Origin of the sequence: Parahaliea mediterranea (assembly GCF_017255185.1) — a bacterium.
Classification (GTDB): Bacteria; Pseudomonadota; Gammaproteobacteria; order Pseudomonadales; family Halieaceae; genus JAFKCZ01.
The window spans coordinates 1-20,190 of record NZ_JAFKCZ010000010.1 but is presented as its reverse complement, the minus strand read 5'-3'; the positions used below and the strand labels follow the sequence as shown (position 1 = coordinate 20,190).

Here is a 20,190-nt window from a genome sequence, read left to right as displayed (position 1 = left end):
TATAGCGATCCAAGACGGCAGATGCAGATTATGAACCACAGCGATGCGAGCTATCTGGAATTGATGCAGGAGATAAGGAGGCTGTATGGAGCTGGTCCCGTACCGTTGCACCGTCCGATTTTTGAGGGTAACGAACGTCAGTATCTTGTAGATTGTATTGATTCAAACTTTGTTTCTTCTGTCGGTGAGAAAGTCGCTGAGTTTGAGAGAAAGATTGCTGACTTTGTTGGGGCAGATCACGCGGTCGCCACGGTCAATGGGACAGCAGCCTTGCATGTTTCTTTACAGCTCGCCGGCGTCGAAGCTAATACTGATGTGATTACTCAGGCACTCACATTTGTGGCAACATGCAATGCCATTAAGTACCTTGGCGCCTCCCCAGTATTTATTGATGTGGATCGTGATACGTTGGGGCTAAGCGCGATAGCCTTGAGTACTTTTCTGGAAAAGCATGCCGAACGAAAGAACGGGCAGATAATCAATAAATTCAGCGGTCGGCGCCTGGCTGCATGTCTTCCCATGCACACGTTCGGTATTCCCTGTCGTATTGCCGATCTTAAAGAGGTGTGCGAAGAGTGGGGTATTCCCGTTGTTGAAGATGCTGCGGAGTCACTGGGGAGTACCTCACGGAATCAATCTGGGGGATGGCAGCATACTGGTACTTTTGGTGAGTTGGGAGTCCTTAGTTTTAACGGAAATAAGGTCATTACGACAGGTGGTGGAGGGATGATCATTACGAACGATGCTTCGTTGGCTGTTCGAGCCAAGCATCTAACCACGACCGCCAAATCCCCGCATGCTTACGAATTTGTGCATGATGAACTTGGATACAACTATCGTATGCCGAATCTCAATGCGGCGCTGGGTTGCGCGCAGGCTGAACGATTGCCGGAGATGCTGAAGCGAAAATCAGAAGTTGCAGATCGTTATAGAAAAATCCTCACTTCCTCGCCATTACAATTTATTGAGGCTCCCGAAGGAACGCGTAGAAATAACTGGTTGAATGCTGTTTTGCTAGAGTCGCGGGAAAAACGCGATGAGTTTCTCAATAACTGTAATGCAGAGGGGGTGATGGTCCGGCCGATTTGGACACTGATGAATCGTTTGAAAATGTATCGCCATTGCCAGCATGACGGTCTGGAGAACTCGCAGTGGCTCGAAGATCGGGTTGTGAACATCCCATCCAGTGTTCCAGAATCGTCGGCGGTCGCCAATAATATTCAGGAGTAGCTATGAACGTACTTGAATTGATCGGTCGCGAGAAGGAGCTGTTCGAAGACGATGTTAAGACGCACGCGAAAGAGCTGGATGAGCAGGTGTCTTCTGGTCGATTTCTGGTGATAGGAGGAGCGGGCTCAATCGGGCAGTCTGTTACTCGGGAGATTTTTAAGCGGAATCCACTTTCCCTGCACGTGGTAGATATCAGTGAAAACAATATGGTTGAGCTTGTGCGGGACATTCGCAGCACACTCGGCTACGTAGAAGGTGACTTTAGAACATTTGCGGTTGACTGCGGTTCACGAGAGTTTGAGGCTCTGATTGAAAGTGAGGGCCCTTATGACTACGTTTTCAATCTGTCTGCGCTAAAGCATGTTCGTAGTGAGAAAGACCCCTATACCCTTATGCGTATGATCGAAGTCAATATTCTCAATACGATCAGCTCTATCTGTTTGGCTCGTAATTCGGGGGCAAAGAAGTACTTTTGCGTTTCCACGGATAAAGCCGCTAATCCCGTCAATATGATGGGGGCGAGCAAGCTGATTATGGAAATGTTTCTTATGAGGGAGAGCCGAAGCCTGCCGATTTCTACAGCGCGGTTTGCCAACGTGGCTTTTTCTGACGGATCGCTTTTGCATGGATTCAATCAGCGTTTTGTAAAGCGGCAGCCGATCTCCGCTCCGAGTGATGTGCGAAGATATTTTGTCACGCCTCAGGAGTCAGGGGAGCTGTGCTTGATGTCAGGTATGTTAGGTGAGAATCGCGAAATTTTCTTCCCCAAGTTGAGCGAGAACTTGGACCTTGTCAGGTTTAGTGATATTGCTGAAAAGTTCCTCGATAAGCTCGGGTTTCAGGCTTATCGTTGCGAGAGTGAGGAAGAGGCAAGGCGGCGGGTGGGTGAGCTGATTCCCCGAAAACAATGGCCTGTGTATTTTTTTGCAAGTGATACTACCGGAGAAAAGGACTTTGAAGAGTTTTTTACCGGGAAGGAAAATCTCGATATGTCGAGGTTTAGCTCTATAGGTATTGTGCAGAATGAAGACTGGTCCAATGATAATTTGCTGGATGCTTTCTTGTGCGAAATAGACGCGATGCGCAGTCAGACAGTCAGGCGTAAGGCGGATATTGTGCGCCTGTTTAATAAGATGATTCCGGAGTTTCAGCATAAGGAAACCGGAAAGTATTTAGATGGCCGGATGTAGATGATGCAGAGATTGTTAGATATTTTATTGGCCGGTACGGCTATTGTCGTACTGTCTCCTGTGTTAATTCCGGTTGTTATAGCTCTTCGTTTTACTGGCGAAGGGGAAATATTCTATCTGCAAAAAAGGATTGGCTACGGGGGTAGGGCTTTTGGGGTTTTCAAGTTCGCCACGATGCTGAAAGATAGCCCTAATATGAATACTGGCACTATCACCGTTCGAGGTGATCCGAGGGTTTTGCCTTTGGGGCGGTTCTTGAGAAAAACAAAAATTAATGAACTACCTCAACTCGCGAATATTCTGATTGGAGACATGAGTTTGGTGGGGCCGCGGCCTCAAACTGAGCGGTGTTTTGAGGCTTTTCCTGAGCGCTCCAAAATGGAAGTCGTAAAGGTTCGGCCAGGACTTTCGGGAATCGGGTCCATTGTCTTCAGGGGTGAGGAGGATATGATTCACGAAAGTAATGATCCAGAGTGCTTTTATGATCAAGTAATCATGCCTTATAAGGGGCTGCTGGAGGAATGGTACGTAGCTAACCGCAGCCTTGAGAACTATCTGAAATGTATCTTTGTAACTGTGTGGGTTGTTATATTTCCCCGTTCAAGTTTGGTTTGGAGCGCATTCAAGGGGCTTCCCCGTCCGCCAAGTGAACTGGTGCGCTTCGTCAACTATCCTGGCTGATATGGTAGCGCGGAGCACGTTCTCTTTGTTGTTGGATGTCAGGAGACTGCTAGCAAATTGTCTGGGTTAAGGTGCGCCAGAAGGACACGTTTGTTTGTCCCGCGCCTCAAGTATTGCTCGATGATAAAGATAGATAGAGAGATATATACAGAGTGGCATCATGTAGAGCAGGCTTCTGGATAGACCTGTGTGGTTTTCTGCTGCCATTGGTGAAATGACGGAGAAGTAGATGCCTACGTAGATAAAGCCAGAGGCGATGGCAGCCAGGCTTATTTTGCTGATGTTATCTAATGTGCGATGTGTAATGGCGTATCCCACGGATAGTAGTAGCAGTACGATTGTTAGATGCCAACTTCCAAATTTAAATAGAGCCTCATACAGTGGTGTGATCGCCGAGATTTCATTGAAGCTGAAGTTTGCTATCCCGGGAATTTTCAGTTGGTCTGGTGTAAGGGAGACGCTGTTTCCTTCCGGCAAGGGAAGTGTGATTTCAGTTTTTCCCACGAATACCAATCCCCACAAGAACAGAAGACCAATGGTAATGGCTGAGCTCGATACTGCCAGCCACTTCTTGTTGTTGCAGGTTGAGACGAACAGGCAGAGCAGTATTATCAAACTCATGCCAAACCCTGCGCGCTTGGATTGCAAACAAATATAAGCGTAGATCAATGTCAGTATGATCAAGCGGAAACTTTTCGCTTGGCTCAGGTTTATTACGGTAATAATGCCGAGCGTGAAGGCTAGGGCCAACCATATATCTGCGTAGCCCGCCAGGGCCGCGTGGATGGATAAATAGGGAAGACTCATAACCGCGGCGCCCGCAATGGCCGATGCAATAAAAGAACAGTTGATTCTACATTGACCGTAAATTGCCAAGCCAATTGCTAGGAAGGCAAATAGCCAGGGTAGATGTGTTGATGGGGAAGTGCTTGAGTTGGCGCCGAGCATTGCCCAAAGGTGTATTTGAGGAGAAATTTCTCCGTAGTTGCCGATAGTGAACATTTCAGCGTAAAGGGACTGGCTGGTGAAATACTGTATGGTCTTGGGTTCCCAGCCTCGCCATGCGTCCCAAGGAAAGGTGGGGCGGAGTATTATTTCCTGTGCGATGGCGAATACTTGAATAAGTGTCAGGCCAAGCAGTATGGTTAATACGAACCAATGCCAGGCGAGAAGACGCACTGGTTCTGGCTTCAGAATTTGAGTGCTGTTGAAAGAGGGGCGTGATCGCAGGATACTCGTAGATAGTAGAGCGATTATCGAAAGTATTCCCAGTGATGCGCAAATACCCCAAAAGCTGAATTGCCACCCCAGTGCATCGCAAATACGTATTAGGACAATGGTCGCAAAGTTTCCCAGTAAGTATCCGTGGGCAAGTTTAAGCGTCAGGGGGCACTCTCCCCACAAGGCAAGCCTTGCCAGGAGAGTGCCTGTTAACCAAGGCAGGAGTATCGCGACGGTTAGGCCGATCGCGGAAAAGTCTTCTGTCATTCGTAGCCCTGATTGATCATGTTACGCCTGGTTACCAATGCGGGTTAAGTTTGTCTTTGGTGGCTATTTTTTTAGTTTTTCCAAGGTGATTAAAGCCCCTGCCGGGTCGTTGAGTACATCGGTTTTCTTCCAGTGGTGTTTGGCAAGGTGGTTGCGAAGTGTCTCCATTGACTTTGCCGGTTCGTTCGTTGGCGACCACAGTACAAGTATGTAGTTGTAATCCTTCGCTGATCTGTGTAGTGAACCTTTTTCCAAATGTCGAATGAAGCTGGCTCTAATTTCCGGAAGCAGGTGATAGCGAACCCGCTGGGGTACTGGCTCTTTCATATCCTCCCCCATGAAAAGAATAGCCAGCTTCTCTTCCTCGGGAATAGCCTCTTTTACCTTGCTGGCCAGGGCGAAATATTCGCCATCCCAGTCAGACAATTTACGTTCGTTAATGGTTTTACCGGCGAAGGCCAGGACAGTTTCCTTGCGCTGCTGCAAGAATTTTTCCAGCCAAAGGCCGTGGAGGAGTAGCCATGTAGTACCCACAATGATTGCCAGGTTCAGGTAGGTGGGCGGAAACTTGCCCAGGGTTAGTCTTGCGCCAAGCCTTCGAACACAGAGTTTGTAGGCTAAGAGGTACAGCGCAATTGATGCGACTATCCACAATGAACCGATGATGACCGGCGAGACAAGCGCTTGTTTTGGAATGCCCCGATATACGTTTATGGAGGACTGGTCCCATGTCGAAAATGCTGTCCACTCGCCCCATATTACTCTCAGGAGGGTTGAGGGGCTGTAGGGAAGATACTCCACTTTATTCAAGATAAAGGGTGACCCTCTCAGGTCGCCAAATACCCCGATTGAGCTCTCTACGATTTTTCCTTTCCAGTTAGCGTAGTGACTGAGGTCAATATAGTGAGAGCCGCCCTCATTCCCGTAAAGTTGGGCATAATGTAGGTGCTTCGGATTCTTCGCGGTGCGCCAGATGAAGAATACTTTTATTCCGGGGTGCGGTTCGCTGGTGTCTACATGCAAAAACGGATAGCGGCTGCTGTCAACTTGTTGGACCGAGACTAGTACGCCCTGACCGTTGGAAAGTTGTTTTAGTACGGCGCTGTTTCCTTCGTAACCGCCTTCGCCAAACACCACTGGTTTGAAACTTGTGCCGGACAGGGAAACTGGCGCCATCTCGCTAGCCTGAATGTGGGGAGCCAGGTGCGGGTGAATGGTAGGCGCTAGACCCAGGTAGACTGGAACAAGGACGGCCGCACTTAGTAGTAGCGTGGTAAGGGCTACCGCGCACGCGGCGAGAAACTGTTTATTGCTGGTGGAGGTCACGGATAGTCGAGCTACCGTTCCAGGTGGGCCGCACTACATGCCGCCCCTCCTACCTTTATGGCCTCAATAAGGCTTGAGTCCGATGCGTTTCCTGTTCCCGCCAGATCCAGTGCCACGCCGTGGTCTACCGATACTCGCGTAATGGGTAAGCCAAGAGTTATGTTCACGGCTTCACCAAAGCTGGAAAACTTGAGTACCGGTAGCCCTTGATCGTGATACATCGCCAAAAACGCATCTACACGCTGGCGATTTTCAGGATTAAAGGCGGTGTCGGCAGGTAGTGGACCAATCAAAGAAAACCCTTCGCGCCGAAGCTGCTGAATGAGGGGAGCTATAATGTCTATTTCTTCCCGGCCGAGATGCCCCCCTTCCCCGGCGTGGGGATTTAAACCCAGTACAGCGATGGTCGGATCGGCGATAGAAAAGGAGTCGACCAAAGCTTTCTGCAATATTCGCAGTGTGCGCTCAAGACTCTCGGGGGTTATGGCGGCGGGGACGTCCTTGAGTGGCAGGTGCGTTGTGGCGAGGCTGACTCGCAGCGAACCGCTTGCCAGCATCATTACAACGTGTTCAGTATCTGTTTTTTCGGCCAGATACTCGGTATGTCCACTAAAAGGGATGCCCGCGTCATTGATGATTGATTTCTGCACCGGCGCTGTCACCATCGCCTGAAACCGTTTCTTAAGGCAGCCATCAATCGCTTCGTCGAGCATCCGCAGTACGTAGCCAGCATTGGACGGGTTCAGCTGGCCGGGAATGGCAGGTTGTGCGAGAGGAATGTTTAATACCCGCAGCATGCCCGATGGCAGGGGTTCACTCTTGGGTTCGGGCTGGAATTCGATGAGCTGAACCTCTAGCCCGAGGAGCTTCGCTCGTTCTCGAAGCATGTCAATATCGCCAATGGCCACCAGCCGCGCATTCCACTCCCGCATCGCCGCCATCAGCGTGATGTCGGGCCCGATGCCGGCGGGCTCTCCGGTGGTGATGGCGATGGTGGGTATGGCCATTGGATTGGTCATCCTGGCGGAATGAATTCCGCCCTACATTGGAGCGTGCGTACGCGAGCGCTGCTATTTAATGTCGACAAATGCCTCGTCGCGAATCTTCCTCAGCCAGGCGTCCAGCTCCTCCTGGTACTTGCGCTGGTGCAGGTACTCGGCGGCTTTGTTGCGCATGGCCTGTTCGGTCATGTCCTGGTTGCGGCGGTCGATGACTTCCAGGATATGCCAGCCGAACTGGCTGCGCAGGGGCTCGGAGACTTCGCCGGCTTCGGTGCTGTTCATGACCGCCTCGAACTCGGGCACCATCTGCCCGGACTGGGTCCAGCCGAGGTCGCCGCCCTCCTGGGCGGAGCCGATGTCCTCGGAGTACTCCCGGGCCAGCTCGGCGAAATCCTCGCCGTTCTCGATGCGCTGTTTGAGTTCCGTCGCGAGAGCCTCGGCCTGGTCGTCGGTCATGATCTCGCTGGGCTGGATGAGGATGTGGCGGACTTTGGTCTGGTCGACGAATTGCTCGCCGCCGCGCTTGGCGTTCATGTTGATCAGGTGGATGCCGCTGGGGCTGCGAATCGGGTCGGAGGTTTGGCCCTCGGCCAGCGTGGGTGCGACATCGGCGAACAGGGAGGGCAGATCCCCCTGGCGGCGCCACCCCAGGTCGCCGCCGGTAAAGGCGTACTCGCCCTCGCTGGAGGCGATGATCTCGTCGAAGGATGCGCCATTGCGAATACGTTGCAGCAGTTTTTCCACATGGGCCTCGGCCGCTGCGACTTCGCTCTCGGCGGCGTCGGGTGACAGCGCCAGCAGGGCGTGAACGATGCGGTACTCCGGCTGGGTGAGGGCCTGGCCCTCCTCGGTGGCCAGGAAGTTGTCGATTTCCTGGTTGGTGATCTGGATCCGCTGGCTGACATTCCCGGCCTGGACGCGCTGCAGGACCATTTCCCGGCGCAGATTCTCGCGCATGGCGGCGTAGGACTGGCCCTCCTGTTCCAGGCGGGCGATGAACTGGTCCACGCTCATGCGGTTTTGGGCGGCGATGCGCTGCACCGCGGCATCGAGCTGGGCATCGGAGATGCGCACGCCCACCCGCTGGCCCATTTGCAGCTGGATGCTCTCCAGGATCAGGCGATCGAGGGTTTCGCGGATCAGTTCGTCCTCGGGGGGGATTTCCATGCCCCGTGAGCGGATGCTCTCGCTGACCGTTGCCAGCCGGTCGCGAAGCTCCGAGGCCATGATGACATCGTCGTCGACGATGGCGACCACCTGGTCGAGCATTTCGGTGGCGGCGCTCGCCATCGGCGCCAGGCCGGCGCCCAGGGCGAGCCCGATGCCGAGCGCAAGGCTCCTGGCGTAACCGCCGACACGCCGAATCGCTGAAGAACCGGCTGTTACACGGCGGATGGGGTTAACCTTAATACTCACGTTCTCTAAAACCTCGAATCATGTCATGCATCAGGCCGGTGACGCGGTTGCCCACGCCGCCCATGCCCTTGAGGACGAGCTGCACCTGTGTGGAGGACTCCCGCTCCAGATTGGGATCGCTGAAGTCCGGTGTCTGGCCGGGAACGGTATCAAAATAACGCAGGTGTAGCAGCCTGAGCTTCCAGCAGCAGGTATCATATTCCACCCCAATCATATCTTCCACGCTGGAGTCCGCCTCCACGCTGTAGTTGATGGCGCCAAACAGCGTCCAGCGGTTGCCCAGGGGGTAGTAGGCGGAAAAGTGGGCCTGTTCGGTGACTGGCTGGGTGGTGGTGGCGGTCAGCGGCCGGCGGTAGGAGTAGCCAACGTTGAACACACTGCCGTCGTCCTTGGTGTAGCCGGCCTGTACATAGCCGGCGTTCATGTTGGTGCTGTAGGGGTCCCACACCAGGCTGGAACGCACTGCCAGGCGCTCGTTGGGATAGAAGTTCACCTCGCCGGCCATTTCCGAGCCGGACTGCTCGATGGGTTCGGCGGTAGGCAGCAGGCGCACCTCGCGGTCGCGGAAGTAGAAGATCTGGCCGAGGCTGGCGTTGAGGTGCTCGCGCCCGTCCTCGTCACTGATGTAGCGGGTGGTCACGCCCACCGAGAGCTGGTTGGCGTCGTCCAGGCGGTCGCGGCCGGAGAAGCGGGTTTCCCGGAACAGCTGGTTGTAGCTGAAGGTCAGCTCGGCGCTATCGAAGTCGGGCTGGTCGCGCTGGTCCTCGTACTCGCTGTAGAGGTAGTACAGGCGCGGTTCCAGGGTCTGCAGCAGGCCCCTGTCGCCGAAGCGGGTGGGGCGCTCGAAATACAGGCCGCCGTCCAGGCTGGCCAGGGCGGCCCCGGCGCTGGGGCTGTCATTGGTCAACCGCGCGTTCAGGTCGTTGAGTTCGTATTCCAGGTAGCGGTATTTGGCGGTGGGCTTGAGAAAGCCCGACTGCCACAGCATGGGGTAGGTGAGGCCTGCCTCGGTATAGATGCGCTGGCCCTTGACCCGGTTGTCGTCCGAGTCAAAGTAGGAATACTGGCCCAGCAGGATTGGGTCCAGGGCGAAGGGGGTGTTGTCGCCCCGGTACTGGCCGGTGATTTGCGGCAGCTTCTTGTAGTCGTTGTTGATGTCGTCCGCCAGGGACTGGTACTGCTGGAAGTCCATGCTGGCCAGCAGGCGATCGCCCAGGTAGTCCAGGGAGCCGAGCTGCAACAGGTTGGTTTCGCGCCGGGTTTCCAGGCTGCTGGTTTGCAGGTCCTTGAGGTAGTCCACGTCGGAGGCCTTGCTGTAGTCCACCCGGGAGCGCCAGCGCTGGTCGAACAGGCCGTGGTGCTGGACCTTGGCCAGCCAGCGGTCGTGGTTGTTGAGGTCGGGGCGCTCGTCCTCGTAGCGCGTGTCGTCCGCCAGGTAGGCGCCGCCCACGGCCCAGCGCCCGACGTTGGGGTGCAGGTAGCGCAGCTCGACTTCGTGGTTGAACCCCCGCTCCTCGATATAGCGTGGTGTGTACAGGGCGTCGTAGTTGGGAGCCAGGTTGACGTACACCGGCGTGGCGATATCCAGGCCGCCGCGAGTACCGCTGCCGACTTCCGGCCACAGGAAGCCGGTGCGGCGACGGTCGTCGAGGGGGAAGCGCAGCCAGGGCAGGTAAATCACCGGCACCCCGCCGACCTCGACTTTCGCGCCCTTGGCGGTGCCCAGGCCCTCGTCCAGGTCCAGCTCCATGTGCTCGGCGCTGATGGCCCAGTCATTGTCCCCCGGGGCGCAGTAGCTGAGTTGGCCGTCCTCGACGAGAATGCGGCCCTTGGCATCCCGCCGCAGCCTGTCGGCGGCGCCGCGCATATGTTGCTGGTGCAGCACGAACTGGCTGTTGGTGATCTCGGCCTCGCCGGTGTCCGAGGAAAAGCTCGCTTCCTGGCCCCGCAGCAGAATACCCGGTTCGCGAAAGGTGATGCCACCGGTGAGCGTGCCCGTGCTGTCGCCGCGGTTGTAGTAGGCCTCCTGGCCCTCCAGCCGGCGGTAGCCCTGGCGCACGGCGACACCGCCGTGCAGGTACACGTCGTCCCCCTGCAGCTCGGTGCTGCTGGCGCTGGCGTTGAGGTCGGATTCCTCGGGAACGGCGTCGGTGTCGGAGCCGGCCAGCGGGTCGATATAGCGTCCGCCGCAGCTGCGGCACTCGCGGTCCCGCAGCCACTCCGGCACCTCGTATGCCGGGACCCAGTCGAGGGGGTAGCTGCGCAATTCAGCACCGTCGCCACTGTCTTCCGCCGCCGCTGCCAGCGGCAGGGCCAGGGAGATGGCCAGTGCCAGGCGTCGGGGGGAGGCGGGAAAGGTGGTGTGCGGGAGTCTCTGGCTGGCCGGGCTCATCAAGTCGGGTGCAATTTTTGATATAAACGCGGATGATAAAGCATCGATCCTGCATTGTCTGTGTTTCCAGCGAGGAGTTGTTGTTGTCCGCCCCCCCTAGCCAAGCCCCCAAGCCGCGTGCCGTTCCACCTGACCTGTTGCCCTGGGCGGTGGCGCAATTGGCGGAGCCCGACCCCGGCGCGAAGCTGGTCCCGGTGGCCGGCGATGCCAGCAATCGGCGCTATTTCCGCTTGCGTGTCCGGAGGGGCTCCGTGATTGTGCTCGAGGCGCCCCCCGCGACGGAGAAAAACACGGCCTTCCTGGCGGTTCAGCGGGCCTTGGAGGCGGGGGGCGTGCGCGTGCCGCGGGTGCTGGCGGCGGACCTCGATCGCGGCTACCTGTTGCTGGAAGACCTGGGCGACAGGCTGTTGCTGCCCGAGCTCGACACGCGTACGGCGGACGGCTGGTACGCGGCCGCCCTGGATGTGATGGCGCGCCTGGCGCGGGTGAGCCCGCAGGCGGCGCGGGTGCCCGATTACGATGCCGGCCTGCTGGAGGAGGAGCTCGGCAGGCTGCCGGAGTGGTTTTTGCAGCGATTGCTGGGGCTGGAGCTGACGGGGGCGGATCGCGCGCTGCTGGAATCGGTGTCGGAGGTGCTGGTTGGCAATGCCCTGGAGCAGCCCCGGGTGCTGGTTCACCGTGACTTTCACAGCCGCAACCTGATGCCGCAGGCGGACGGCGCTCTGGCTGTGATCGACTTCCAGGACACGGTCTACGGTCCCGTCACCTATGACCTGGTTTCGCTGTTGCGCGACTGCTACATCCGCTGGCCGGTGGCGCGGGTCGAGGGTTGGGCGCTGCGCTATCGCGCACAGTTGCAGGATGCGGGCCTGATGGCGCCGGTGAGCGAGGCCCGTTTCCTGTGCTGGTTTGACCTAATGGGCCTGCAGCGGCACCTGAAGGTCCTGGGCACGTTTGCCCGCCTGTCCCTGCGTGACGGCAAGGCGGATTACCTCGGGGACCTGCCGCTGGTCATGGCCTATGTGGAGGAGGTCGTCGAGCGCCGGGCCGGCGAAGTGCCGGCACTGGCCGCGCTGGGCGACTGGTGGCGCGAGCGGGTGCGGCCGCGACTGGCGCAGCAGGCCTGGGCCACGCGTTCATGAAGGCCATGATCCTGGCGGCGGGCCTGGGTACGCGCATGCGCCCGCTCACCGACCACACGCCCAAGCCGCTGTTGCCAGTGGGCGGTAAGCCGTTGCTGGGCTGGCACATCGAGCGCCTGGTGGCGGCGGGCATCCGCGAAATGGTGGTCAACACGGCCCATCTCGGCGAGCAAATTGCCGATTATTGTGGCGATGGTGGGGCCTGGGGCGCGGCCATTGCCCTTTCCCCGGAGCCCGAGCCCCTGGAGACCGCCGGCGGCATCGTGCGCGCGCTGCCCCTGCTGGGGGAAGAGCCTTTTCTGGTGGTGAATGGCGATGTGTGGACGGACTACCCGTTTGCCGGCCTCGCCGCCCGCCCGGTGGCGGCCGGCGGCGCCCACCTGGTGCTGGTGGACAATCCGGTGCAGCACCCGCTGGGGGATTTCCAGCTGGCGGGGGATGGCCGGTTGCGGGCGCGCCCCCCGCACTCGGCCGGCCTCACGTTCTCGGGCATCGCGGTCTACGATCCGGGCTTTTTTGACGGCGTACCCGACCGCAAGGCGCCGCTGCGGCCCCTGATGGATAGCGGCATCGCCGCCGGGCGGTTGAGCGGCGAGCACTACCGGGGGCAGTGGGACGACATTGGTACGCCTGAGCGTCTGGCGGCGCTTGATGCGCGCCTGGGAGCAGCATAGGCGTTCAGCGCGGGTTTCCGCGGCGGTGTCAGCCGGCCAGCAGGCTGTGCAGGGCGGGAATGGTGGTGCTGGCAATGATTACGGCCAGCATCCAGTACACGAGGCGGAACTTCCCTTCCACCTCGGCAAAGCGGGCATCAAGTCGGGCGTCGAGGTAGTCCTTGGTGACTAATTGGTCGACATTGTGAACGAACGCTTCCGCCATGATCTCCGCCAGTGCATCAGCCTGCTGCTCAGTAAGACCCGCTGCTTTCAGCTTGCGGCCACACTGCAGTGTATCAAATGCGAGGCGGCCATAAATTCCTCCCTCACCAGGCATTAGTATGGCCCTGCCAGAGCCTGCATGCCACATCACATCCGCCCATGATCCGGCGTGAAGTCCCGCCCGGCAGCCAGTAGAATACCGTCCCAACCGACCTTCACCGGAGCAAACCCATGGCCGACTACCTGATCGCCCCCTCCATCCTCTCCGCCGATTTTGCCCGCCTTGGCGAAGAGGTGGACACTGTGCTGGCCGCCGGCGCCGACGTGGTGCACTTCGACGTGATGGACAACCACTACGTGCCCAACCTGACCATCGGCCCGATGGTGTGCCAGGCCCTGCGCAAGCACGGGGTGACCGCGCCCATCGACGTGCACTTGATGGTGAGTCCGGTGGACCGGTTGATCGGCGATTTTGCCGAGGCGGGGGCGAGCTGGATCACCTTCCACCCGGACGCCTCCACCCATGTCGATCGCTCCTTGCAGATGATCCGCGACGCCGGTTGCAAGAGCGGCCTGGTGTTCAACCCCCACATGGGGCTCGACGTGTTGAAGTACGTGATGGACAAGGTGGATGTGGTGCTGCTGATGTCGGTGAACCCGGGCTTCGGCGGGCAGTCCTTCATCCCCGCCACCCTCGACAAGCTGCGCGAGGCCCGGGCCCTGATCGACGCCTCGGGTCGCGAGATCCGCCTGGAGATCGACGGCGGCGTGTCGGCGAAGAATATCGCCGAGATCGCCGCGGCGGGGGCGGACACCTTTGTCGCCGGCTCGGCCATCTTCAACCAGCCCGACTACGCCGCGGTGATTGCCGGGATGCGGGAGCAGCTCGCGACCGTTTGACGCCGTCCCGTTGGTGGGGTGGGGCTGCGTTTGGGACGCGCCCCGCGCCGGGGTCGGGGGCACCAATCGTGTGTGGTCGAATGAATTCGACCCTACAAGGGGGGGAGCCAATCGTGTGTGGTCGAATGAATTCGACCCTACAAGGGGGGGGGACGCCAATCGTGTGTGGTCGAATGAATTCGACCCTACAGGGGGGCGTGCCGCTGGTCGTGTAGGGTCGAATTCATTCGACCAAACCCCGGCGCGATCATTGCCCGAAGAGAGCGGCCGGCCTCGCGCCCGACAGGGAGGAATGCCCCTCTTGCCGCGGAGCCGGTTGCCATGCACCGGTCCCTATGTAAAATAGGGCCTTCTGTAAACCTCTGGAGAGCGCTGTGCAAACAGCCCCGGGCAACAGTATCGACCTGCTGTCGATGCGCGAAGTCACCTGCTGGCGATGGTAGCCAGGGACTGTTCGCGACCTGTTAACGCCCATTTCGTCTCCGAGGAACACCGATGACCCCCGAGGAATTTACTGCGCTCGCCGCGCAGGACTATAACCGTATTCCCGTCAGCACCGAGGTGCTGGCCGACCTGGAAACCCCCGTCAGTACCTACCGCAAACTGGCCGAGGGGCCCTATTCCTTCTTCTTCGAGTCCGTGCAGGGCGGTGAAAAGTGGGGCCGCTACTCGATTATCGGCTTGCCCTGCCGCACCCTGCTCAAGGTGTTCGGCCAGCGCGCGGAAGTGTGGGTGGACGGTGAGCTGGCCCAGAGCGAGGAGGTGGACGATCCGCTGGCCTTCGCCGAGGCCTTCCAGCAGCGCTATCGCAGCGCGCCGGTGGAGGCCCTGCCGGGTAAGGCACTCCCCGTGTTCCACGGCGGCCTGGTGGGCTATTTCGGTTACGACACCGTGCGCTATGTGGAGCCGCGCCTGCGCGAGGGTATGCCGCCGGACCGGCTGGGCACGCCCGATATCCTGTTGATGGTGTCGGAGGAAGTGCTGGTATTCGACAACCTGGCGGGCACCATTCGGCTGGTGGTCAATGCCGACCCCACCCGGGAGGGGGCGCTGGAAAGCGCCGAACGGCGCCTGGCGGAGCTGGTGGCAAAGCTGCCGGAACCCATGCCGCCGCTGCCGCCGGTCGAGCTGGGGGCCGCCCTGGACGAGGAGCTGGAGCGCCAGGCGAGCTCGGATTTCACCTACGATAGCTACGCGGCCGCGGTGGAGCGGGTCAAGGAGTACGTGCTCGCCGGCGATGTCATGCAGGTGGTGCCCTCCCAGCGCATGAGTGTCCCGTTCTCGGCGCCGCCGCTGAATCTCTATCGCGCCCTGCGCAACCTCAACCCCTCGCCCTACATGTACTACCTCGACCTCGGGGATTTCCACATCGTCGGCTCCTCGCCGGAGATCCTGGCCCGCCTGGAAGGGGGCGAGGTGACCGTGCGGCCGATCGCCGGGACCCGTCGCCGGGGCCACAGCGACGAGGAGGACGCGGCGATGGAGGCCGAGTTGCTGGCGGACCCCAAGGAGATCGCCGAGCACCTGATGTTGATCGACCTGGGGCGCAACGACGTGGGGCGCATCGCCGACACCGGCAGCGTGGAGCTGACCGACAAGATGGTGGTGGAGCGCTATTCCCACGTGATGCACATCGTGTCCAACGTCACCGGCCGCCTGCAGCCGGGGCGGTCCGCCATCGATGTGCTGCGGGCCACGCTGCCGGCCGGCACCCTGAGCGGCGCGCCCAAGATCCGCGCCATGGAGATCATCGACGAACTCGAGCCGGTCAAGCGCGGGGTCTACGGCGGCGCCGTGGGCTATATCTCCTGGGCCGGCGACATGGACACCGCCATCGCCATCCGCACTGCGGTGATCAAGGACGGCCGCCTCTACGTGCAGGCCGGCGGCGGCGTGGTGGCCGACTCGGTCCCGGCGCTGGAGTGGAAGGAGACCCACAACAAGGCCCGGGCGATGTTCCGCGCCGCTTCCATGGTGCTGGCGGGAGGCCTTTGACATGTTGCTGATGATCGACAACTACGACTCCTTCACCTACAACGTGGTGCAATACCTGGGCGAACTGGGCGCCGAGGTGCATGTGGTGCGCAACGACGAGATCACGGTGGACGACATCGCCGCGCTGAGGCCCGAGCGCATCGTGATATCCCCCGGGCCGTGCACGCCCAACGAGGCCGGGGTGTCCATGGACGTGATCCGCGCCTACGCCGGCAAGTTGCCGCTGCTGGGCATTTGCCTGGGCCACCAGTGCATTGGCCAGGTCTTCGGCGGCGAGGTGGTGCGCGCGCGACAGGTGATGCACGGCAAGACCTCGCCGATCCACCACCTCGGCCAGGGGGTGTTTGCCGGTCTGAGCGAGCCCTTCGAGGCCACCCGCTACCACAGCCTGGTGGTGGATCGGGAGAGCCTGCCCGAGTGCCTGGAAATTACCGCCTGGACCGAAACCGAAAACGGCGAGATGGACGAAATCATGGGGCTGCGCCACCGGGAGTTGGCTATCGAGGGGGTGCAATTCCACCCGGAATCCATTCTCACCGCGCATGGCCACGACCTGCTGCAGAATTTCCTGGAATCGGGAGCGAAAACATGAACATCGAACAGGCCCTGCCCCTCTGGGTGCAGCACAAGGACCTGGACGCGGAGCAAATGACATCGGTGATGCGCCAGGTGATGACCGGCGGCGCCACCGACGCGCAGATCGGCGGCATGCTGGTGGCGCTGCGCATGAAGGGCGAAAGTATCGATGAGATCGCCGCCGCCGCGCGGGTGATGCGCGAGCTGGCGCTGCCGGTGGAGGTCTCCACCGAGCACCTGGTGGACCTGGTCGGCACCGGCGGCGACGGCGCCAACCTGTTCAATGTCTCCACCGCCTCCACCTTCGTGGTGGCGGCGGCCGGGGCCCGGGTGGCCAAGCACGGCAATCGCTCGGTCTCCAGTACCTCGGGCAGTTCCGATGTGCTGGAGGAGCTGGGCGTGCCGCTGGACTTGAAGCCCGAACAGACCGCGCGCTGCATCGACGAGGTGGGCATGGGCTTTATGTTCGCGCCCAACCACCACAGCGCCATGCGCCACGCCGTGGGCCCGCGCAAGGAGCTGGGCATGCGCACCCTGTTCAATATTCTCGGCCCCCTGACCAACCCCGCCGGGGTGCGGCGCCAGGTGCTGGGGGTGTTCGACGCGGCCCTGTGCGAACCCCTGGCCCAGGTACTCAAGGCGCTGGGGCACGAGCACGCGCTGGTGGTGCACGCCGACGACGGCCTGGACGAGCTGTCCATTGCCACCACGACCGAGGTGGCGGAGCTGCGCAACGGCAATGTGGCGCTCTATCGCATCAACCCCGAGGATGTCGGGCTGGAACGGCAGAGCCTGGAGGGCCTCGCCGTGGAGAGTGCCGCGGAGTCGGCGGCGATCATTCGCGCGGCGCTGGGTGGCGATAGCAGTCCGCGGGCGCGCAAGGCCGCCGCGATGATCGCGCTCAACGCGGGGGCCACGATCTATGTATCGGGTCTCGCCGCGACCCTGGCCGATGGCGTGGCGATGGCCGAGGATCTGCTGGCCACCGGGCAGGCCATGGAAAAGCTGAAGTCCTTTATCGGCTTCACCCAGATGGTGAGGGACACCGCATGAGCAACCGGGCACCCACCATCCTGCGCCGGATCATTGACCGCAAGTGGCAGGAGGTCGCCGAGCGCCGGCGCCGCGACAGCCTGGCGCAGCTGGAGTCGCGGATCAGCGAACAGTCGCCCGCCCGGGGTTTTGCCGCCGCGCTGGCGGCGCGCGTGTCCCAGGCGCGGCCGGCGGTCATCGCCGAGGTCAAGAAGGCCTCTCCCAGCAAGGGGGTGATCCGCGAGGATTTCCGTCCCGCGGATATTGCCGCGAGCTACCAGGCCGGCGGCGCCACTTGCCTCTCGGTGCTCACCGATGTCGATTTTTTCCAGGGCGCGGACGCTTATTTACAGCAGGCGCGCGGAGCCTGTGAATTGCCGGTGATCCGCAAGGACTTTACCGTGGACCCCTACCAGGTGGTGGAGGCCCGGGCCATCGGTGCCGATGCGGTGCTGCTGATTGTCGCCGCCCTGGAGGACGACCAGATGCGCGAGCTGGCGGCGGCCGCGGCGGAGGTCGGTTTGGATGCGCTGGTGGAGGTCCACGACCGGGCGGAGCTGGAGCGTGCGCTGGAACTGCCGTCGCCCCTGATCGGCATTAACAACCGCGACCTGCACACCTTCGACATGCGGCTCGAAACCACCCTGGACCTGCTGGCGCACATCCCCGACGACCGGGTGGTGGTTACCGAAAGCGGTATTCACACGCCGCGGGACGTGGCGTTGATGCGCGAGCACGGCGTGCACGCTTTCCTGGTGGGGGAGGCTTTCATGCGCGCGGACGAGCCCGGGGAAAAACTGCAGGAGTTGTTTGGGCTGGAGTGAAAGGTCGAATGAATTCGACCCTACAGGGGAGAGGCTCCCAGCCCGTGTAGGGTCGAATTCATTCGACCAAAAGCGGCGCGATACATCGTGCCCTACAGGGCGTTTGATGTAGGGTCGAATTCATTCGACCAAAAGCGGCGCGATACATCGTGCCCTACAGGGCGTTTGATGTAGGGTCGAATTCATTCGACTACAATCCCCGGCTGGATGGATTGCCCTGACCCTCTGCTCTACCGCGTGCCGTAGACCACCATCGTCTTGCCCGACACGGCCACCAGGCCGTCCTCTTCCAGTGACTTCAATACCCGGCCAGCCATCTCCCGGGAGCAGCCGACGATTTTACCCAGTTCCTGGCGGGTCACCTTGATCTGCATGCCGTCGGGGTGGGTCATGGCGTCGGGTTGCTTGCACAGGTCGAGGAGGGTGTGGGCCACCCGGCCGGACACGTCGACGAAGGCGAGGTCCTTGAGTTTGCGGGTGGTCTTGCGCAGGCGCGAGGCCATCTGCACGGCGATGGCGAAGAGGATGTCGGGGTACTGGCTGCGAATCTGGTGAAAGCGTTCGTAGGAGATTTCCGCCACTTCGCACTGTGTCTTGGCCACCACCATGGCGCTGCGGACTTCCGGGGTGTCGCAGAACAGGCCCATCTCGCCGAAGAAGTCCCCGGGGTTGAGGTAGCTCACCACCATCAGGTGATCGGAGTCTTCCTCGTCCTGGACCTGGATCGACACCGACCCGTCGAGAATAAGGTGGATTGAATCGCTCTCGGCTCCCTCCTGGAGAATGATGCTCTTGGCCTTGTAATCGCGCCGCTGGCAATGGCGGAGAAAATTCTCCACATTGGGGATGGCGTTCACAATCTGCGGCTTCAACACTTGACTTGCTCCCTGCTTGTCGGCCTGCGGAAATCAGCACAATAGTACCCCACCGCAGCGAGAAGTAAAAAGCGTAATGCTGTGCTAAGCTCCTGCGCCCTCGATAGTCAGTACGTAGGAACAGGTTTTCACATGAAAGCAACTGTAAAATGGCTTGACGGCGCCATGTTTATCGGCGAATCCGGCAGTGGCCACAGTGTAGTGATGGACGGCCCCGAGGATCTCGGCGGTCGCAACATGGGTTTTCGGCCCATGGAGATGCTGCTGCTGGGCGTGGGCGGCTGCTCCACCTACGACGTGGTGGGCATGCTGAAAAAGGCGCGCCAGAAGGTGGTGGACTGCCGGGTGGAGCTGGAGGCCGAGCGCGCGGACGCGGTGCCGGCGGTGTTTACCGCGATCAACCTGCATTTCGTGGTCACCGGCGTGGGGCTGAAGGAATCGCAGGTCAAGCGTGCGGTGGAGCTGTCCGCGGAGAAGTATTGCTCGGCGTCCATCATGCTCGGGGCGGCCGGCGTGGCGATCACCCACAGCCATGAGATTGTGGAATTCGAAGCGGCGTAGCCGGTAGCGCCGATGGTCGAATGAATTCGACCCTACATGAAACACCCCTGCCCCCCATAGGGCCGAATTCATTCGACCAATCAGGACCAGGGCCAACCCCCCGTAGGGTCGAATTCATTCGACCAGTCAGGGCCAGGGCCAGCCCCCCGTAGGGTCGAATTCATTCGACCAATCAGGACCAGGGCCAACCCCCTGTAGGGTCGAATTCATTCGACCAGTCAAGGCCAGGGCCAGCCCCCCTGTAGGGTCGAATTCATTCGACCAGTCAGGGCCAGGGCCAGCCCCCCGTAGGGCCGAATTCATTCGACCAATCAGGGCCAGGGCCAACCCCCTGTAGGGTCGAATTCATTCGACCAGTCAAGGCCAGGGTCGGCCCCCCTGTAGGGTCGAATTCATTCGACCAATCAGGGCCAGGGCCAACCCCCTGTAGGGTCGAATTCATTCGACCAATCAGGGCCAGGGCCAACCCCCCGTAGGGCCGAATTCATTCGACCAATCAGGGTCAGGGCCAGCCCCCTGTAGGGTCGAATTCATTCGACCAATCAGGACCAGGGCCAGTCCCCCGTAGATACCATCTCCCTCACCCAACCTCAAACGGTCCCTTAGACCGCTTGAGGCTGGTACGGCGTCTGGTGTTTCAGGACGCCATAACACAGATGTACCAGCTTGCGCATGGCCGCCCC

The 20,190-nt window shown here is 60.1% G+C and carries 18 protein-coding genes; 11 read left to right on the top strand and 7 right to left on the bottom strand.

Annotated elements, in window-relative coordinates:
• The first annotated feature begins 21 nt into the window (after positions 1–21).
• From JYP50_RS14300 to JYP50_RS14290, 3 genes are read left to right on the top strand one after another with little or no spacing between them, the layout of a single operon-like run.
• A complete protein-coding gene (locus tag JYP50_RS14300; protein ID WP_241263167.1) occupies positions 22–1,230 on the top strand; it encodes a LegC family aminotransferase in 1,209 nt (402 codons plus the stop codon).
• A gap of 2 nt (positions 1,231–1,232) precedes the next feature.
• Entirely contained in the window at positions 1,233–2,420 is a 1,188-nt protein-coding gene (locus JYP50_RS14295; RefSeq protein WP_206561226.1) for a UDP-N-acetylglucosamine 4,6-dehydratase, read from the top strand.
• A complete protein-coding gene (locus JYP50_RS14290) occupies positions 2,421–3,101 on the top strand; it encodes a sugar transferase (RefSeq protein WP_241263166.1) in 681 nt (226 codons plus the stop codon).
• Between the two features lie 66 nt (positions 3,102–3,167).
• Here JYP50_RS14290 and JYP50_RS14285 read toward each other — a convergent pair whose 3' ends face one another.
• The 5 genes from JYP50_RS14285 to JYP50_RS14265 all read right to left on the bottom strand — a co-directional run bounded on the left by JYP50_RS14285 (position 3,168) and on the right by JYP50_RS14265 (position 10,724).
• Positions 3,168–4,589 (bottom strand): hypothetical protein, encoded by a 1,422-nt coding sequence (locus JYP50_RS14285; RefSeq protein ID WP_206561225.1) that lies wholly within the window; start codon positions 4,587–4,589, stop codon positions 3,168–3,170.
• A 63-nt stretch (positions 4,590–4,652) separates the two neighbouring features.
• Positions 4,653–5,765 (bottom strand): hypothetical protein, encoded by a 1,113-nt coding sequence (locus JYP50_RS14280; RefSeq protein WP_206561224.1) that lies wholly within the window; start codon positions 5,763–5,765, stop codon positions 4,653–4,655.
• 161 nt (positions 5,766–5,926) lie between these two features.
• Positions 5,927–6,922, bottom strand: coding sequence for a 4-hydroxythreonine-4-phosphate dehydrogenase PdxA (gene pdxA, locus JYP50_RS14275; protein ID WP_206561223.1), 996 nt, complete (start codon positions 6,920–6,922; stop codon positions 5,927–5,929).
• A gap of 63 nt (positions 6,923–6,985) precedes the next feature.
• A complete protein-coding gene (locus JYP50_RS14270) occupies positions 6,986–8,332 on the bottom strand; it encodes a peptidylprolyl isomerase (protein ID WP_347136796.1) in 1,347 nt (448 codons plus the stop codon).
• The gene (locus JYP50_RS14265; protein WP_241263165.1) at positions 8,322–10,724 is read right to left on the bottom strand and encodes an LPS-assembly protein LptD; all 2,403 of its coding nucleotides are present in this window, start codon (positions 10,722–10,724) and stop codon (positions 8,322–8,324) included. Before JYP50_RS14265 ends, JYP50_RS14270 begins: the two co-directional genes overlap by 11 nt.
• An 83-nt stretch (positions 10,725–10,807) precedes the next feature.
• Between JYP50_RS14265 and JYP50_RS14260 the strand changes: the two genes are divergently transcribed.
• Positions 10,808–11,866 carry an aminoglycoside phosphotransferase family protein gene (locus tag JYP50_RS14260; protein ID WP_206561222.1) on the top strand — a complete coding sequence of 353 codons (1,059 nt, stop codon included), beginning with the start codon at positions 10,808–10,810 and terminating at the stop codon, positions 11,864–11,866.
• Positions 11,863–12,540, top strand: a complete 678-nt coding sequence (gene murU, locus JYP50_RS14255) for an N-acetylmuramate alpha-1-phosphate uridylyltransferase MurU (RefSeq protein ID WP_206561221.1) — start codon at positions 11,863–11,865, stop codon at positions 12,538–12,540. The genes JYP50_RS14260 and murU overlap by 4 nt, the downstream gene beginning before the upstream one ends.
• A 28-nt stretch (positions 12,541–12,568) precedes the next feature.
• Here the strand turns inward: murU and JYP50_RS14250 are convergent, their stop codons facing one another.
• Positions 12,569–12,859: a hypothetical protein gene (locus tag JYP50_RS14250; protein ID WP_206561220.1), complete on the bottom strand. Its 291-nt coding sequence runs from the start codon at positions 12,857–12,859 to the stop codon at positions 12,569–12,571.
• Positions 12,860–12,975: 116 nt separating this feature from the next.
• Here JYP50_RS14250 and rpe point away from each other — a divergent pair, with 116 nt between their 5' ends.
• The 5 genes from rpe to trpC all read left to right on the top strand — a co-directional run bounded on the left by rpe (position 12,976) and on the right by trpC (position 18,071).
• Entirely contained in the window at positions 12,976–13,644 is a 669-nt protein-coding gene (gene rpe / locus JYP50_RS14245; RefSeq protein WP_206561219.1) for a ribulose-phosphate 3-epimerase, read from the top strand.
• A gap of 495 nt (positions 13,645–14,139) precedes the next feature.
• Positions 14,140–15,639 (top strand): anthranilate synthase component I, encoded by a 1,500-nt coding sequence (trpE, locus tag JYP50_RS14240; protein ID WP_206561218.1) that lies wholly within the window; start codon positions 14,140–14,142, stop codon positions 15,637–15,639.
• Position 15,640: 1 nt separating this feature from the next.
• Positions 15,641–16,231 carry an anthranilate synthase component II gene (locus JYP50_RS14235; RefSeq protein ID WP_206561217.1) on the top strand — a complete coding sequence of 197 codons (591 nt, stop codon included), beginning with the start codon at positions 15,641–15,643 and terminating at the stop codon, positions 16,229–16,231.
• Positions 16,228–17,268, top strand: a complete 1,041-nt coding sequence (gene trpD, locus JYP50_RS14230; RefSeq protein WP_206561216.1) for an anthranilate phosphoribosyltransferase — start codon at positions 16,228–16,230, stop codon at positions 17,266–17,268. The genes JYP50_RS14235 and trpD overlap by 4 nt, the downstream gene beginning before the upstream one ends.
• Positions 17,265–18,071: an indole-3-glycerol phosphate synthase TrpC gene (gene trpC / locus JYP50_RS14225; protein ID WP_206561215.1), complete on the top strand. Its 807-nt coding sequence runs from the start codon at positions 17,265–17,267 to the stop codon at positions 18,069–18,071. The genes trpD and trpC overlap by 4 nt, the downstream gene beginning before the upstream one ends.
• A 230-nt stretch (positions 18,072–18,301) precedes the next feature.
• Here trpC and crp read toward each other — a convergent pair whose 3' ends face one another.
• A complete protein-coding gene (gene crp / locus JYP50_RS14220; RefSeq protein WP_206561214.1) occupies positions 18,302–18,946 on the bottom strand; it encodes a cAMP-activated global transcriptional regulator CRP in 645 nt (214 codons plus the stop codon).
• 132 nt (positions 18,947–19,078) lie between these two features.
• On the opposite strand from crp, the gene JYP50_RS14215 reads away from it, so the two are divergent.
• Positions 19,079–19,507 carry an OsmC family protein gene (locus tag JYP50_RS14215; protein WP_206561213.1) on the top strand — a complete coding sequence of 143 codons (429 nt, stop codon included), beginning with the start codon at positions 19,079–19,081 and terminating at the stop codon, positions 19,505–19,507.
• Positions 19,508–20,190 lie beyond the last annotated feature (683 nt).

What these genes read in the sequence shown, in the direction of transcription:
- JYP50_RS14300 (WP_241263167.1), top strand. Translation starts at nt 22, where the DNA reads ATGCAGATTATGAACCACAGCGATGCGAGCTATCTGGAATTGATGCAG.
- JYP50_RS14295 (WP_206561226.1), top strand. Translation starts at nt 1,233, where the DNA reads ATGAACGTACTTGAATTGATCGGTCGCGAGAAGGAGCTGTTCGAAGAC.
- JYP50_RS14290 (WP_241263166.1), top strand. Translation starts at nt 2,421, where the DNA reads ATGATGCAGAGATTGTTAGATATTTTATTGGCCGGTACGGCTATTGTC.
- JYP50_RS14285 (WP_206561225.1), bottom strand. Translation starts at nt 4,589, where the DNA reads ATGACAGAAGACTTTTCCGCGATCGGCCTAACCGTCGCGATACTCCTG.
- JYP50_RS14280 (WP_206561224.1), bottom strand. Translation starts at nt 5,765, where the DNA reads ATGGCGCCAGTTTCCCTGTCCGGCACAAGTTTCAAACCAGTGGTGTTT.
- pdxA (WP_206561223.1), bottom strand. Translation starts at nt 6,922, where the DNA reads ATGGCCATACCCACCATCGCCATCACCACCGGAGAGCCCGCCGGCATC.
- JYP50_RS14265 (WP_241263165.1), bottom strand. Translation starts at nt 10,724, where the DNA reads ATGAGCCCGGCCAGCCAGAGACTCCCGCACACCACCTTTCCCGCCTCC.
- murU (WP_206561221.1), top strand. Translation starts at nt 11,863, where the DNA reads ATGAAGGCCATGATCCTGGCGGCGGGCCTGGGTACGCGCATGCGCCCG.
- JYP50_RS14250 (WP_206561220.1), bottom strand. Translation starts at nt 12,859, where the DNA reads ATGCCTGGTGAGGGAGGAATTTATGGCCGCCTCGCATTTGATACACTG.
- rpe (WP_206561219.1), top strand. Translation starts at nt 12,976, where the DNA reads ATGGCCGACTACCTGATCGCCCCCTCCATCCTCTCCGCCGATTTTGCC.
- trpE (WP_206561218.1), top strand. Translation starts at nt 14,140, where the DNA reads ATGACCCCCGAGGAATTTACTGCGCTCGCCGCGCAGGACTATAACCGT.
- JYP50_RS14235 (WP_206561217.1), top strand. Translation starts at nt 15,641, where the DNA reads ATGTTGCTGATGATCGACAACTACGACTCCTTCACCTACAACGTGGTG.
- trpD (WP_206561216.1), top strand. Translation starts at nt 16,228, where the DNA reads ATGAACATCGAACAGGCCCTGCCCCTCTGGGTGCAGCACAAGGACCTG.
- trpC (WP_206561215.1), top strand. Translation starts at nt 17,265, where the DNA reads ATGAGCAACCGGGCACCCACCATCCTGCGCCGGATCATTGACCGCAAG.
- JYP50_RS14215 (WP_206561213.1), top strand. Translation starts at nt 19,079, where the DNA reads ATGAAAGCAACTGTAAAATGGCTTGACGGCGCCATGTTTATCGGCGAA.